Here is a 15,586-nt window from a genome sequence, read left to right as displayed (position 1 = left end):
GGCGCTCGTCGCTTGTTCGTGCGGATATTCGCGTGGTATGGAGTCTGCTGCGAACGCGGACCAGGCAATTGCACAATCGCACGCTTTTTGCGCATGCGCTGCATGAAATGACCGGCTTTGAGACGTGCTCGCGTAGTCAGGTCCGGCTAATCTTTGTATGATGCGTCCCAACACAACAGGTACCAGCCAGCCATGCCGAGAAAAGCGCGGAACAGCGAAACCCCGCCGAAGATCGAAGACGTCGAACAGGAAAAGCTCGTCACGCGCCGCTTGGCGCCGGAGGTTCGCGAACGGCAGATCGTGCTCAAGGCCGTCGATCATTTCGCCACGCATGGATTCTCCGGCAGCACGCGTGAACTCGCGCGTCAACTCGACATCACGCAGCCGCTTCTGTACCGCTACTTTCCGAGCAAGGAAGCGTTGATCGACCGCGTGTATGAAGAGGTCTATCAGTGGGACACGAGCTGGGAGAACCTCATCAAGGACCGCGACCTGCCCATTCAGGAACGCATGGTGCGTTTCTATTCGGCGTATTCGGTGGTGATCCTGCGGCGCGAGTGGATTCGCATCTTCATCTTCGCGGGACTGACGCGCGAAGGCATCAACTCGAAATATCTGACGCGTCTGCGTGAGCGCGTGTTTCTTCCGGTGATGGCGGAGATTCGTCTTGCCTATGGACTGCCCGCGCCCGCCAGCGCGCGTCAGCGGGAGATCGACCTCGAACTGATCTGGAGCCTGCACGCCAGCATTTTCTATCTCGGCGTGCGCAAGTGGATCTACGGTCTGCCTGTCACCGACGACGTCGAAGATCACATCGCGCGTCAGGTCGACGCCTTCTTGAACGGCGTGCCCGCCGCGCTCAAACACGCAACCAAGCAGCCCGCGCGCATCAAACCGGGCGCCAAAGCCTGAGTCCGCTTCCAGGCCGGCAAACGCGCCGGCCGTTCGTCTTATTCCCATCGCATCACTCCCGCCTCGTGGTTTTTCAGGGTAAACACCGGCGATGCGCCGCTTTATCCCGCTCCCCGCTTCACCTACAATTTATCAAACGATCACTAATCGATCGATAAATAATTTGTCAGGAGCCGAAGATGCCTGTTACGAAACTTGCCCACTACTCGATCCGCACGACCGATCTCGAACAGTCGTGCCACTTCTATGAACGCATCCTCGGCTTCAAGCGCGGCTATCGTCCGCCCTTCGACTTTCCCGGCGCGTGGCTCTACAAAGGCGGCGACGAAGTGGACTTCGGCACGGTTCATATCATTGGCGTGGATCCGAACAATCCCGAAGGACTCACCGCATATCTCGGCGACAAGGCCTTGCCCGCGAGCGGAACGGGCACGGTCGATCACATTGCGTTTCTCGCGACGGGCGTCGAAGAGATGTGGCAGACGCTGACGAGCGAAGGCATCGCGTGGCGCGATCGCACGGTGCCAAGCCTCGGCTTGCATCAAGTGTTCATCGAAGATCCGTCGGGCGTGACTATCGAACTCAACTTCCCCGCCGAAGAACTGAGCCGCCTCACGCACGCACGACCGTCGAGCAAGCAAAACCCCGTCAGCGAAGGAGAATGAGCATGGTCCAGAGTTCCAAACGATCCAGAGCGATCATCGTCGGCGGTTCGCTCGGCGGGCTTTTCGCAGCGAACCTGCTGGTGCGTAACGGCTGGGATGTAGACGTGTTCGAGCGCGTGCCGGATGAACTCGCCGGACGCGGCGCGGGCATCGTAACCCATCCCGAACTTTTCGATGCACTCGGCGCAGCCGGCATTCAAATCGACGATGGCATCGGCGTGAAGGTGCGTTCACGCGTGACCTTCGCGCAGGACGGCGCGGTGCTGTCCGAACGCGATCTGCCGCAAACGCTGACCGCGTGGGGCAAGATGTATCACGTGCTGCGCGCTGCGCTTCCCGACGTGCACTATCACGCTGGAGTAACGGTGGCATCGGTGGAAGATGACGGCGATCGTGCAACCGTCACGCTCGGCGACGGGGCGGTATTGCATGCCGATCTCGTCATCGCGGCGGATGGCTTCAAATCGGCTATTCGCGAGCGCTTGATGCCCGAAGTGAAGCTGCAATATGCCGGTTATATTGCGTGGCGCGGTCTTGTCGATGAAGCCTCGCTGTCGCGTGAAACCCGCGACGCGCTCTTCGACAAGTTCGCGTTTTGCCTGCCACCGCGCGAGCAAATTCTCGGCTATCCCGTGGCCGGCCAGGGCAATAGCACGACGCCCGGCGAGCGCCGCTACAACTTCGTGTGGTATCGCGCAACGAGCGAAGATGTCCAGCTTCCCGATCTGCTGACCGATGCATCGGGCAAGCGCTGGACCGGCGGCATTCCGCCGACGCTCATTCGCGCCGACGTGCTCGCCGACATGGAAGACGCCGCGCTCACGCTGCTCGCACCGCAATTCGGCGAAGTCGTGACGCGCGCGACGCAACCGCTCTTTCAGCCTATCTTCGATCTCGAAGTGCCGCGCATGGCGATCGGCCGCATCGCGCTGCTGGGCGATGCCGCGTTCGTTGCGCGTCCGCATTGCGGAATGGGCGTGACCAAGGCAGCCAGCGACGCCATGACGCTCGTCAAGGCACTGAAGACGCATGGCGATGTGCAAGACGCGCTTGCCGGCTACAGCCTCGAACGCACGCAAGTGGGCGCGGCCATCGTGCAGCACGCGCGCCATCTCGGCGCATACATGCAGGCGCAGTTGAAGACGGAAGTCGATCGCGAGATGGCCGAGCGCTACCGCACGCCCGATGCCGTCATGCGCGAGACCGCCGTTCCCGCGCGGTTCTGATGACAAAGGAGACGACGTGGACCACAGCGCCCCAACCTATGCGATGAACGCGCACGTCATCGCCGAAGAACCGCCGCCGCACATGGCGAACCCGTTGCTCGACGACCCGCGCTTCCAGGCGCTCGTGCAAAAACGCCGCGCCTTCTCGTGGATGCTCACGCTCCTCATGCTCACGGTGTACTTCGCCTTCATCCTCACGCTGGCATTCGCGCCCGCGTTGCTCGGCCGGCCGATTGTCGCCGGTTATCCCGCGACGTGGGGCATTCAAGTCGGCTTCGGCATGTTCGTCTTCACGTTCGGCATCGTGGCGGTGTATGTCGCGCGAGCCAACACTTTCCATGACCGCGCCGTGAACGAAATCCGACAAGGAGCACGGCAATGAAACGTATCTCTCTTTCGCTCGGCGCGTTGATCTGCGCTGTCACTTCGATCTCTGCCGATGCCGCCGAAGTCGCGTCGGCGTCGCGCTCGCATAATCCGATAGCGATCGGCATGTTCCTCGTTTTCGTCGCATCGACATTGTTCATCACGCGCTGGGCGGCAAGGAAGAACCACAGCGTGTCCGATCACTACGCTGCGGGCGGCAAGATCACCGCGTTCCAGAATGGCTGGGCGATAGCGGGCGATTACATGTCGGCCGCGTCGCTGCTAGGCATCTCCGCGCTGGTCTTCACGAGCGGCTACGACGGCCTCATCTATTCCATCGGCTTTCTCGCGAGCTGGCCGATCATCCTCTTTCTGATCGCCGAACCGTTGCGCAACCTCGGCCGTTATACGCTCGCCGACGTGGTGTCCTATCGCCTGCAACAACGGCCGATTCGTGCGTTCGCCGCGTCGAGCTCCATCGTGATCGTGCTGCTATACCTCGTCTCGCAGATGGTCGGCGCGGGCAAACTCGTCGAATTGCTGTTCGGCTTCGACTACACGGCGGCGGTCGTGCTGGTCGGCGTGCTGATGGTGGTGTACGTGTTCTTCGGCGGCATGCTCGCCACCACATGGATTCAGATCATCAAGGCAGCGCTTCTGCTGGCGGGCGCGGCTTTCATGGCGTTCATGGTGTTGAGCCGCTTCGGCTTCAGCATGAACGCGCTCTTTGCACAGGCGATCCTCGCGCATCCGAAACACGCCGCGATCATGAGCCCTGGCGGTTTGGTATCCGATCCCGTCTCCGCCGTTTCGCTCGGCCTCGCGCTGATCTTCGGCACGGCCGGACTGCCGCATATTCTGATGCGCTTCTTCACGGTCGGCGACGCCCGCGCCGCGCGCAAGAGCATTCTGTACGCGACGGGCATCGTGGGAATCGGCTATGCGCTCATCATCGTCATCGGCTTCGGCACGATTGCGCTCGTAGCGACCGATCCGCTCTATCACAGCGCATCCGGCGGCGTGATCGGCGGCGTGAACATGGTGGCCCTGCATCTGGCGCATGCGGTGGGCGGCAACGTGTTCCTCGGCTTCATGTGCGCGGTCGCGTTCTCGACGATCCTGGCCGTGGTCGCGGGCCTGACGCTCGCCGGTTCCTCGGCGGTATCGCACGACCTGTATGCGAACGTGCTGCGCCGCGGACGCGCGACGGATCGCGAGGAAATGCGCGTGTCGCGGCTCACCACGCTCGTGCTCGGCGTGCTGGCCATCTTGCTTGGCATTGCGTTCGAGAAGCAGAACATCGCGTTTATCGTGAGTCTCACGTTCTCGATCGCGGCAAGCTCCAATTTTCCGGTGCTGTTGCTGTCGATCTACTGGCGCGGCCTCACCACGCGCGGCGCGGTGATAGGCGGTTCGCTCGGTCTGATCTCGGCCGTCACGCTCACCATCCTGAGCCCGACCGTCTGGGTCCAGGTGCTTGGTCACGCGCACGCCATCTATCCGTACGAATATCCCGCGCTCTTTTCCATGCTCGTCGCCTTCGTGAGCGTGGTCTTCTTCTCGATCACCGATCACTCGGCGCGCGCCGTTCGCGAACGTGCGCTCTATGGCAATCAGCTCGTGGACTGCGAGCTCGGCATGATCAAAAACGGCTGAGACAAGCCGATCGAAATCCATCACGGAGACATGACTCATGGATTGCACTTGCTGCATCTCGCCGAAGCGCCGTCGTCTGCTTGGAACCATGGCCGCGCTCGCGGGCGGCTTCGCTTCGGGCCTTCCGAACGCATCCGCCCGAGCCAATGCGACAGTCAAAGGCGAATCGATCGACATTCACGCGCACTATTACCCCGAAAGCTATTGCGAACTCGTCGGCAGCGACGGCGATAAATTCGGCGGCAAGTTCACCTGCGATGCGAGTACCTTCAGCTTTCAGACGCCTGCTGGCGGCCTCGGTCCGCTGCCGCTCAAATTCATCCGTATCGACGAACGGCTTGCCGATATGGACGCGTCCGGCGTCGACGTACAGGCGCTCTCGCTCAGCGTGCCGATGGCCTATTGGGCCGACCGCGCCTTCAACGCGAAGCTGGCAACGACATGGAACACGGCAGCATCCGCGGTGCACGTGCAGCATCCGACGCGCTTCGTCGTCCTCGCGACGCTGCCGATGCTGAACGCGCACGACGCCATCGACGAACTCGAACGTGCGTCCGAATTGCCGGGCGTACGCGGCGTCTATATGGGCACGAACATCAACAACCGCGATCTCGACGATCCGTTGTTCGAGCCGGTCTTCGCGCGCATCGAACAACTCGATTTGCCGGTGTTCCTGCATCCGCAACAGACGGTAGGCGGCGCGCGGCTCACCGACTTCTACCTGAGCAATCTGCTCGGCAATCCATTCGATACCGCCATTGCCGGATCGCATTTGATTCTCGGTGGCGTCATGGACAGGCATCCGCGACTCAACGTCACCTTGCCGCACGCGGGCGGCGCGTTGCCTATCCTCATGGGCCGTATCGATGCAGGCTGGAACGTGCGGCCCGAAACGCGGAGGCTTGCGCAGAAGCCAAGCAGCTACCTGCGCCGCTTCAATTACGACACGGTGTCGCATTCCGGGCCGGTGCTCGATTTCCTGATAAAGAACATTGGAATAGACAGGCTCGTGCTCGGCAGCGACTACTGCTTCGATATGGGTTATGAACAGCCGGTCACGTTTCTGGACCGCCTCGAGCTGCCGCCCGAGCAGAAGAACCTGATCCTCGGCGGCAACGCGGCGCAATTGCTCAAGATATGAGATTGGCGCCCGGCGACTGAACGAAAATTAATATTTGTCGCGGACAATTTCTAAGATAATCCACGGATTCCGCCGGTTATGACCATCGCTTGATTATGGCAACGCAAACGCCGCATGCGTGAGTGCAGCGTGACGAGCAAGGGTGACGGACCATGTTCAACCAGACAGATATTTCCAGCACCACGGCGCCGCGTCAGAAAGACTCGCTCGGCTGTCTTTCGACGCAGCTGCACAAGGACCTCGAACTGCGCGCGGGCGACTTCACGTTCTATCGCAAATGCAGGCGCGAGGAAAAGACGAGCGAAGTCGTCACGCCCGCGTCCGATCGCGGCTTTCTCATCGGCGTCTCGCTCGCGGCGGGACATCGCCGGCGCATCATCACGGGTAGCCGTTCGGCGCTGCACGAGTTCAGGAAGGACTCGGTCTACATCCGCAATTTCGAGGACGACTACCGCGCCGATCTGCATGGCGCGTTCGACTTCGTGCTGATGGAATTTTCGCGGTCGTTCATCGTGAGCACGGGCTATGAGCGAAACGGCACGACCATTTCCGGCTTCTCGGCGCCGCCCGGACGCGAGGACGCCATCTTCGGCCAGCTCGCGCAGGTGCTCGCGCTGACGCTGGATCGTTCGTCCGAGACCAGTGCGCTTTTCCTCGAACAACTCGGCGTCACCATCGGCACGCATCTCGTGGATCGATACGGCGACGCGACCGTGAAAGCGCTCAAGCCGGGGCCGCGTCTTTCGAGTATTCAGGAAGCGCGCGCCAAGGAGATGCTGCTCGCCAAAACCGATGACAACGTATCGCTCGAAGCCATCGCGAGTGCATGCAACTTGTCGCGCAGCTACTTCATCCGCGCGTTTCGCGAGACCACGCAGCGCACGCCGCATCAATGGGTGCTGGAGCAACGCATCGAACATGCGCGCATGCTGCTTCGCAAATCGACGTGGTCGCTTGCGGAGATCGCCATTGCATGCGGCTTCTCCGATCAAAGCCACTTCAGCCGCACGTTCTCGCAACTGGTCGGCACGCCGCCCGGAAACTGGCGCAGGCAAGCGGGTAATTGACACAGCCTTTCTTCAGTCGATACCTCGCGTCGCCACATCCATAGACTTTCATACAAAGCATCGCACTTACGTGCAATACGCATGAACGGCGCTGCGCTAACTTGATCGTGCCGAGGCTGCGCACGTCACTTTCTTATCCCGCGCCGACCTTAGCTTCTCCCTCGCGTTTCGCTCCCTTTCCCCAACCTGGAAACGTCACGATGCAAATAGGCGGATTTCAGATCGATCTGGAGATGCGCGCCTTATGGCGAAACGGCGAACTCGTGCGTCTCGGCTCGCGCGCTTTCGATATCCTCGCCGTGGTCGCGGCGGCTGGCGGCCGTCTCGTCTCGAAGGACGAGGTGATGAACGCCGTATGGCCCGACACCGTCGTCGAGGAGAACAATATTCATGTTCATCTCTCGGCGTTGCGCAAGGTGCTCGGCGCGGACCGCGACCTGATTCTCACCGTGCCCGGCCGTGGCTATCAACTCCTGCAACGCAAGCCGAGCACGCCATCCGATGAAGCGCGGCTCAAGCCCGCTTGCGGCCGCCGTCTTCCGCCGCAAAAATCCGCGTTGCTCGGACGCGATACGGAAATCGCCACGATCCGCGCCATGCTGCGCAACTCGCACGTGTTGACGGTGACGGGCGCGGGCGGCATCGGCAAGACGCGGCTCGCTATCGAGGCGGCCCGTCATAGTGCCGAAGACTTTCCAGAACCGGTGTGCTTCGTCGAACTCGCCGCGTTGACGACGCGCGAGGGCGTGCTGTGCGCCATCGCGGAGAGTTGCGGCATTGCCTTGCCCGATACGCATATCGATGTAGCGCGCGTGGCCGCGACACTCGCCGGCCAGTCGAAACTCCTGCTGCTCGATAACGCCGAACATGTGGTCGGCGCCGTGGCGCAGATCGTCGATGCACTCGTCGCCGGCAACGAAAAGCTGCGCGTGCTGGTGACGAGCCGTGAGCCGTTGCGCGTGATGGCAGAGAGCATCTTCCGAGTGGAGCCGCTCGACGTGCCTCCCGCCGATGCCGCGGACGCCGATATTCTCCGATGCTCCGCCGTGAGCCTCTTCATCCTGCGCGCCGATTCGTTGCAGGAAAGCGTGGCGACCGACAGCGCGGAGATCCGGCTCGTCGGTGAAATCTGCCGGCGTCTGGACGGCCTCCCGCTTGCCATCGAACTGGCCGCCGCGCGCGTCGCCGCGCTCGGCGTGGAAGGCGTCTGCCGCAGGCTGGACGACCGCATGGCGATTCTCGCGGGCGGTTACCGCACCGCGCTGCCGCGTCATCAAACCTTGCGCGCCACTTTCGACTGGAGCTTCGCGCTGCTGGACCGCGACACGCAATCCGTGTTCTGGCGGCTCGCGCTTTTTAGCGGCAGGTTCTCTTTCGAGTCGATGTGCGCGGCAGTCTGCGACGAAGAGCACACGACAGCGGACGCCATCGGCGGCATCACCGAACTGGTCGCGAAGTCGCTCGTGAGCGTCGAATTCGAGCGCGCCACCGCGCGCTATCGTCTGTCGGAATCGACGCGCGCCTATGCGCTGGAAAAGCTGCGCGCCAACGGCGAATTGCGCGAGATCATCCGCCGCAATGCGCGTCATGTTGCACGACAGATCGCGGCCACAGCCTGCGGCCTCGACGACCATCCGGCCGCCTTCCAGCACACGCTGGACGATGCGCGCGTCGCGCTCGACTGGGCGATGTCCGTGGACGGCGATGTCCGCGTGGGTATCGAACTGGCGTCGCATCTCGTCGGCGCACTAAGCGACGCGCATCTGTTCGACGAGTGCCGCATGCGCGCCGCGCTCGCCGTCGATGCCATCGCGAAGCTGCCGGCGGGAACGGCAGACGCAGCGATCGAGAAGCGGCTGCGCGCGGCATTGACAGCGGCGGCGCCCGTGGTCCACGAGACGGCTCCGCTTCCTGCGCGACCTGCCCGCTGGCCGCTTTCCAGGCGCTTGCACAAGCCTGCGCTGACCGCCACGCCGCTTACGACTGGATGAACTCCAGCAGGTCCGCGTTGACGCGATCCGCGTGCGTGGTGCACATGCCATGCGGCGCGCCTTCGTAAATCTTCAGCTTCGCGTTCGGCATGAGCTTCGACGAGAGCTTGCCGGAATCGTCGAGCGGAACGATCTGATCGGCGTCGCCTTGCAGCACGAGCGCGGGCACCGTGACCTGCTTCAGGTCTTCGGTGAAGTCCGTCTCCGAGAACGCCTTGATGCAGTCGTACATGCCTTTGATCGAACCCAGCATGCCGAGCAGCCAGAACGAATCGATCGTGCCTTGCGACACTTTCGCGCCGGGCTTGTTGAAGCCGTAGAACGGCATCGCGAGGTCCTTGAAGAACTGCGCGCGGTTATCGTGCACGCCTTTGCGAATGTCGTCGAACACGGATAGCGGCAGGCCGCCCGGGTTCGCTTCGGTCTTGAGCATGATCGGCGGCACGGCCGAAACCAGCACGACCTTCGACACGCGCTTTGCGCCATGACGCGCGATATAGCGCACCACTTCTCCGCCGCCGGTCGAATGGCCGACCATCATGATGTCTTGCAGATCGAGCGCTTCGATCAGCTCGGCAAGATCGTCGGCATAAGTGTTCATCTCGTTGCCGTTCCACGGTTGCGATGAACGGCCGTGGCCGCGACGGTCATGCGCGATCACGCGATAACCGCGTTCGGCGAGGAACATCATCTGCGCGTCCCACGCGTCGGCATCGAGCGGCCAGCCGTGAGAAAACGTGATCGCCGGGCCCGTGCCCCAGTCCTTGTAATAGATTTCCGTGCCGTCCTTGGTCGTGATGTAAGCCATGTCCGCTACTCCTTCTCGATTGATTGACCGGCCCGTGCCGGTGTGTCATGCGTGAAGGGAGTATTCGCGATTCGTGGCACGGCACGCTTGGTTATCGCCCGGCTTTTGTGGATTTGCACGATAGCTTCACGCAACGACTTCAAGCGACCGCCGACAGCGTGAAGACGAACACCGTCCCACGCGGATACGCCGGTCCCGCGGTGAGCGTCCCGCCATGCGCCTCGATGATCGACCTGCAAATGGCGAGCCCCATGCCCATGCCGGTGTCCTTCGTGGTGAAGAACGCGTCGAAGATGCGCTCGGCAATGTCTTCGCGAATGCCATCGCCGTTGTCCTGCACGGACACGATCACGGTGCCCCTGTCGTCGATGCAGGACGTGACGGCGAGCAGGCGCTGACGCGCATCGAGATGGCTCATGGCATCGGCGGCGTTCATGACGAGATTGAACAGCACCTGTTGCAGCTGCACGCGATCAGCCGTTACCGAACAACGCGCAGCCAGATCGAGCCGCACGAGGACACCGCGTTGTTCTATTTCCGCCGCCGCCAGTTCGAACACTTCGCGCACGACGTAATCGATATAGACCGGCGCGAAAATAGGCTTGGTTTCCTTCGCAAGCGTCTGCAATGCGCGGATGATATCGCCCGCCCGCTTGCCGTCCTTGACGATCTCGCGCAGGCCGCTCGATGCCTCGGCCAGATCCGGCTCGGGCCGGTTGAGCCAGCGCACGGACGCACTCGCGTTCGACACGATGGAAGCCAGCGGCTGATTGATCTCGTGCGCGATCGAAGCGGCGAGTTCGCCCATCGTCGATGCGCGCGATGCCTTCGCCAGTTCGCTCTTCGCGTTCTGCAAGGCGAGTTCGGTCATGTGCCTTTCGGTCAGGTCGGTGACCACGCCGACGAAGCTGCTCACGCCGGACGGTTCGCCCAGCACTTCGAGATGCTTGATGGCGCCGTCCGGCGCGACCACGCGAAACTTCTGCCGGAAGGGCACGCGCTTGTGCGCGGCACGCTCGACCATCTCCCGATAAAACGCGACGTCCTCGGGATGAATGCGCTCCATGATCGCGCGTGTCGCGGGACCGCTCGCTTCTATTGGCAAGCAAAACACGTTGTAGAGTTCTTTCGACCAATAGCGTTCGCCCGTCAGCGTGTTCCAGATATAGCTTCCCGAGCGGCCTATCCGCTGCCCGAGCGCGAGCGCTTCCTCGCTCATGCGCAGGGCCGCTTCCGTTTCCTTGCGACGCTTGTTTTCTTCGAGCAACTCGGCATAAAGACGCGCCGTTTCGAGCGATATGGCCGCCTGCGACGCGAGCAATTCGAGCACCGACGTGCGGCTCTCCGTGAACACGCCCGTCGTCAGATCGTTTTCCAGGTAAAGCGCGCCGACGGCATGCCCTTGCTTCACGAGCGGCAGACAGCATACGGAACGAACCGGCCTGCTGGACAAGGCTGCATCGAAGGAAAATCGCGGATCGTGCTGCGCGTCTTCCACCACCACGGGCTTACGCGTGCGCAGCGCCGTGTACAGGACCGAAGCGGGCAAATCCTCGCGCACGGGCGCTTCGCCGGCCAGCTGAACCTGTACGCCCTCGGGCGTCTCCTGTCCGCGCGCTTCGGCCACGGGCACGTTGCCTTGCATGAGAATCAGGATGCCGCTGCGCGCGCCGGCGTGAACGATGGCGAGCGTGACGAGCGTGCGGATCAGCTTGTCGAGCACGATCTCCTCGGAGAGCGCCTGCGACGACTTCAGCGCCGACAGCAAATCGAAGCGATGCTGCGCATCCTCGATTTCGACCGATGGACGGGACGCCACCGGAACCTCGGGGAGCGCTTGACGCACGGCCGTCGCGCGTGCCGGACCCGCATCGCGTTCGAGTCGGCCGACGAGCGCATGCGCGCCCCAGCGCGCATAACCGTCGATCGCGCGCCGCCGATGTTCCCGCGCGGCCGTAAAGAGCCCGTTCGCTTCGCAGCACGCGCACGCCAGCCGATGCGCGAGTGCATCGATATGACTGAAGCCGCTTTCGGACGCTGCGGCTGCCGCTTCCTCATAACGCGCCAGCGCTTCGAGCGGCTTGGCGAGCAGACGAGCGATTTCGGCTTCGACCAGCAACAGCTTGTCGAGAAACGTCGCCGGATTGAGTTTCGCCCAGACCGTAAGCTTCGCGAGATGCGGTTCGATGCGCGCAATGGCTTCGTCCGCTTCGTACATTTGCGCGAGATTGAGCGCCGAATAGAAGTGATAGTCCAGTTGATGCACGTGCGCGGGCGTCGCCCACGTCAGCTCGCCGGCTTCAGCGAGGCAATACGACGCGTTGCGGTAATCGCCATGAAAGTAGCAGGACATGCCCTTTAGCAGCCAGATCCAGAAACGCAGCGTCGTCATCTGCGTGTCGAGCAGATCGGCGTCGAAGGTCATGCGTCCGTCCACCACCGAGCCGAAATTGCCCGGCAGTCCCGGCCCGCCCGTCAGGCTGTGTACGTATCGCTTTTGCAGTTCCAGGATGTCCTCGACATCCCGGAATCTCACGCGTCGCGCGAACGACAAACCCAGGTCGATTTCGCGATCGACCTGTTCGAGCGGTGCGCCCATTGTCAGCAGATCGGAGACGATGTGATTGCATGCGTAACAACTCATCGTGAGGTCGCCGCTCGGCCTGGCGGATTCGAACGCATCGCGCGCGCAGGCCAGCACGTAGGGCAGCGGCTGGGTCCAGACGGCGACCGTATCGAGCGCCACCAGCGTGCTCGTGGCGACCGTGTTGAAGCCGCGCGATTCGACCAGCGTGCGCGCCAGCCGCGAGAACTCGAAGCCTTCCTCGTAGCGCCCGAAGAACTCGGCGACATAAACGCCGAACCACGACAGACAGTGCGCCGATGCTGCCGTGATGCCGTGGTCGATGGTCATCTGCACCATGTGGCACAGATGCAGAAAACCGAGCCGTTCGTCGACGAACGATGCGGGCGCGTAGACGCTCGCGAGCAGGTTCATCTCGGACTCGATCTTCTCGTCGCGCAACGTCGGCAGGTTCGCGAGCGAGGCGATGCTTCGCGATGCAAGCGACGCGTTGAGCTTGCCATACGCGGCTTCGACATCGGCGGCTTGCGGAAAGCGCGGCAGAACCGTGCCGAACAGCCGAACGCCTTCGAGCGCGGTTTCGACGGCGGCTTCATAGTCCGACAGATGCTGCTGCATGTCGACCTTGAGCTTGTAGACCGACGCGCGCGCGACGACAGACAGGTCCTCGCGCAAGAGCGTGGCGATCTCTTTACCGGCAGCGTCGAAATCGGCGTTCAGGATGTGACACTGCACGCGCAACACGCCCATTTCATAGGTTGCGGCGTGGGCCTGCGCCGCGCCGTTCGCGTGCAGCAGCGCCTGCACGACGTCCAGATAATTCAGCGCGGAACGGATAGCGATCGCTTCTTTCGCCTGACGCGCCGCTTGCAAACAGACCGTGGCAAACACGGCGGTCTCGTCTGCATCGAGTTCGAGAAGCGCGCCCGCCGCCTGAGCGCGTTCGATATGGTGCGCCACGTCGAACGCCGATTGCAGCGTCCGCGCATTGAAGTCTCGCAGCAAAATGCGCGCGATGCGGGCGTGTTCGACACCGCGCTCGTGCTCGGGCGTCAACGCATACGCCGCCTCTTGCACGCGGTCGTGAGCGAAGGCAAAGCCCGTGCGGTCGGATACGACGAGCCCTGCTTCGAGCGCGGGTTGCAGACGCCGCGCCGACTCGACGCCATCGCCGGGATCGATCAGCATGAGTGTCGAACGGTCGAGCCGTCGTCCCATGAACGCGAGCAGCCTGAGCACCGCCTGCGCCGCTGGCGGCAGGCGCGAAAGCCGCGTCACCATCAGATCGACGACGTTATCCGACGATTCGTACTCGCCGATACGTTCCAGGTCCCACGTCCAGCGACGCGCCTCGCCGTCGTAGACGATCATCCGATGTTCCGCCAGCACGAGCAGCAGTTGCTTGATGAAGAACGGGTTGCCGCCGGTTTTTTCGTGCACCACCGCCGCGAGCGGAAAGACATGCGCGGCATCGGAATGAAGTGCGTCGGCGAGCAAGGCCACGACATTCGCCGGATCGAGCGGCCCGACAGCCAGCGAACTCACGCGCGCGCCGGCATCGGGCAACGAATCGAGGAACGCCTTGAACCGTGGCGAGCGATCCACTTCGTTATCGCGATACGCGCAGATCAGGAGCACATGACGCATATCGGCATGCGCCACGAAAGCAGCGATGAAGTTCAGCGTGGCCTCGTCGAACCAGTGAACGTCGTCGAAGAAGAGAATCAGCGGATGCGCTTCTGTCGCGAACACGGACAAAAGCCGCGAGATCAGCGCCTGAAAGCGCAACTGCGCTTCCACGGGCGGCAACTCCGCTACGTCGGGCGGCTCGCCGAGCACGAGTTCCAGCTCGGGAATGAAGTTCACGATGAGTTTTCCCTGCAAACCGACCGCCTCGCACAGCACCGCGCGCCAGCGGTCGAGTTCGCTGTCGCTCTCACCGAGAATGCGCTGAAAGAGCGAACGGATGGCCTGCATCAACGGCGCATAAGGCGCGTTCTGACCGTACTGTTCGAGCTTGCCGGAAGCGAAGAGCGCGGCACTCTGCGCGGTCGCGCGATGCACGCTGCGCACGAGTTCCGACTTGCCCGCGCCCGAATAGCCGGACACGAGGATGAGTTCGGCGGCGCCCTGCCGCGCGTTGCGATCGAAGGCGTCCCGCAGCGCCTGATATTCATGCAAACGTCCGAACAGACGATGCGTAAAGGCGAGATTCTTGACGTTGTCTTTCGCGGCCGGTTCGAACGGGACGATATGCTGCATCTCGTTCCAGTCGGCAAGACAGTGCCGCAGATCGGCTTCGAGACTCGACGCACTTTGATAGCGTTCCGCAGGACTCTTGGCAAGCAACTTGAGTACGATTGAACCCAGCACATCGGGCAATGACGCGCGGTAGCGGCGCGGATCGGCGGGCTGCCGCGCGACGTGATTGAAGATCCATTCGACCGCATCCGCCGCTTCGAACGGCAAGTGGCCGGTCAATAGCTCGTACAGGGTCACGCCGAGAGAATAGAGATCGCTGCGCTCGTCGGCCTGTTCTTCCGCGCGTCTCGCCTGCTCCGGCGACATATACGCCAGCGTGCCGCTCAAGGTATCGGCGTGGTCGATAGACTCTGCAGCTTCGCTCGTCGAAGCGCGAAAGCCGAGCAAGCGCACCGTGCCATCGGCGCCTTCCAGCAGGTTCGAAGGCTTGATGTCGCCGTGCAGAACGCCGCGTTCGTGCGCGAGCGCGAGCGACTGCGCCGCGCCCACGGCAATGCGCAGAAAGCGGCCGAGTGCAATCGTGCCGTCGGCGCGTGGAAGAATCGGCGCGCCACCCTGGTCTTCATAGACGAGCACCGGTCCGCGTTCGAGCCTCAAGAGCGCGAGCGGCCGCACGGCCCACGCGGAATCGAGCTTCCCGGCCGGCGCAAACTCTTGCCTGAGACGCCGCAACACGGCATCGGAAGAAGGACCGGCAGGCGCCGCGACGAGCCAGGACCGCGCGCCGTCTTGCGTTCTCGCGCGATGCCGCACGATCTCGCCATCCACGAGCAGCGCTTCGAGTACGAGCTGATCGAACCAGAGCTGATCGAAATGCACGGCGATGCCGGAGCCAGACGACGCCTTGCGCGTCCCGTCGATGAATGCCTCGGTGCTCAATTCATCTCTCCTTCGGCCATGTGCAATAG

Annotated in this window: 10 protein-coding genes; 8 read left to right on the top strand and 2 right to left on the bottom strand. The window is 62.7% G+C overall.

Translation table 11 applies throughout. The features are described 5' to 3' along the window. Positions 1–192: 192 nt before the first annotated feature. The 8 genes from ACYQ47_RS14700 to ACYQ47_RS14665 all read left to right on the top strand — a co-directional run bounded on the left by ACYQ47_RS14700 (position 193) and on the right by ACYQ47_RS14665 (position 9,024). A complete protein-coding gene (locus ACYQ47_RS14700) occupies positions 193–912 on the top strand; it encodes a TetR/AcrR family transcriptional regulator (RefSeq protein ID WP_250467922.1) in 720 nt (239 codons plus the stop codon). Positions 913–1,091: 179 nt separating this feature from the next. Then, the gene (locus tag ACYQ47_RS14695; RefSeq protein WP_244831244.1) at positions 1,092–1,577 is read left to right on the top strand and encodes a VOC family protein; all 486 of its coding nucleotides are present in this window, start codon (positions 1,092–1,094) and stop codon (positions 1,575–1,577) included. After that, positions 1,574–2,803, top strand: a complete 1,230-nt coding sequence (locus ACYQ47_RS14690) for an FAD binding domain-containing protein (RefSeq protein WP_459905798.1) — start codon at positions 1,574–1,576, stop codon at positions 2,801–2,803. The genes ACYQ47_RS14695 and ACYQ47_RS14690 overlap by 4 nt, the downstream gene beginning before the upstream one ends. Positions 2,804–2,819: 16 nt before the next feature. Further along, positions 2,820–3,185: a DUF485 domain-containing protein gene (locus ACYQ47_RS14685; RefSeq protein ID WP_459905797.1), complete on the top strand. Its 366-nt coding sequence runs from the start codon at positions 2,820–2,822 to the stop codon at positions 3,183–3,185. Next, a complete protein-coding gene (gene actP, locus ACYQ47_RS14680) occupies positions 3,182–4,825 on the top strand; it encodes a cation/acetate symporter ActP (RefSeq protein WP_459905796.1) in 1,644 nt (547 codons plus the stop codon). Before ACYQ47_RS14685 ends, actP begins: the two co-directional genes overlap by 4 nt. 37 nt (positions 4,826–4,862) lie before the next feature. Next, complete coding sequence (locus ACYQ47_RS14675; protein ID WP_459905795.1) at positions 4,863–5,966, top strand: amidohydrolase family protein; 1,104 nt, start codon at positions 4,863–4,865, stop codon at positions 5,964–5,966. A 152-nt stretch (positions 5,967–6,118) separates the two neighbouring features. Beyond that, positions 6,119–7,033 (top strand): helix-turn-helix transcriptional regulator, encoded by a 915-nt coding sequence (locus ACYQ47_RS14670; RefSeq protein WP_459905794.1) that lies wholly within the window; start codon positions 6,119–6,121, stop codon positions 7,031–7,033. Between the two features lie 200 nt (positions 7,034–7,233). After that, positions 7,234–9,024 (top strand): ATP-binding protein, encoded by a 1,791-nt coding sequence (locus tag ACYQ47_RS14665; RefSeq protein WP_459905793.1) that lies wholly within the window; start codon positions 7,234–7,236, stop codon positions 9,022–9,024. On the opposite strand, the gene ACYQ47_RS14660 is transcribed toward ACYQ47_RS14665, so the two are convergent. Both ACYQ47_RS14660 and ACYQ47_RS14655 read right to left on the bottom strand, forming a co-directional pair. Continuing rightward, a complete protein-coding gene (locus tag ACYQ47_RS14660) occupies positions 9,011–9,832 on the bottom strand; it encodes an alpha/beta fold hydrolase (RefSeq protein WP_244831237.1) in 822 nt (273 codons plus the stop codon). The genes ACYQ47_RS14665 and ACYQ47_RS14660 overlap by 14 nt on opposite strands. Positions 9,833–9,971: 139 nt before the next feature. Then, a complete protein-coding gene (locus ACYQ47_RS14655; RefSeq protein ID WP_459905792.1) occupies positions 9,972–15,557 on the bottom strand; it encodes an AAA family ATPase in 5,586 nt (1,861 codons plus the stop codon). Positions 15,558–15,586: the final 29 nt, after the last annotated feature.

The organism is Caballeronia sp. HLA56 (assembly GCF_054655155.1).
Note: the sequence above shows the minus strand (reverse complement) of the source record. Positions and strands in the feature narration are given on the sequence as shown.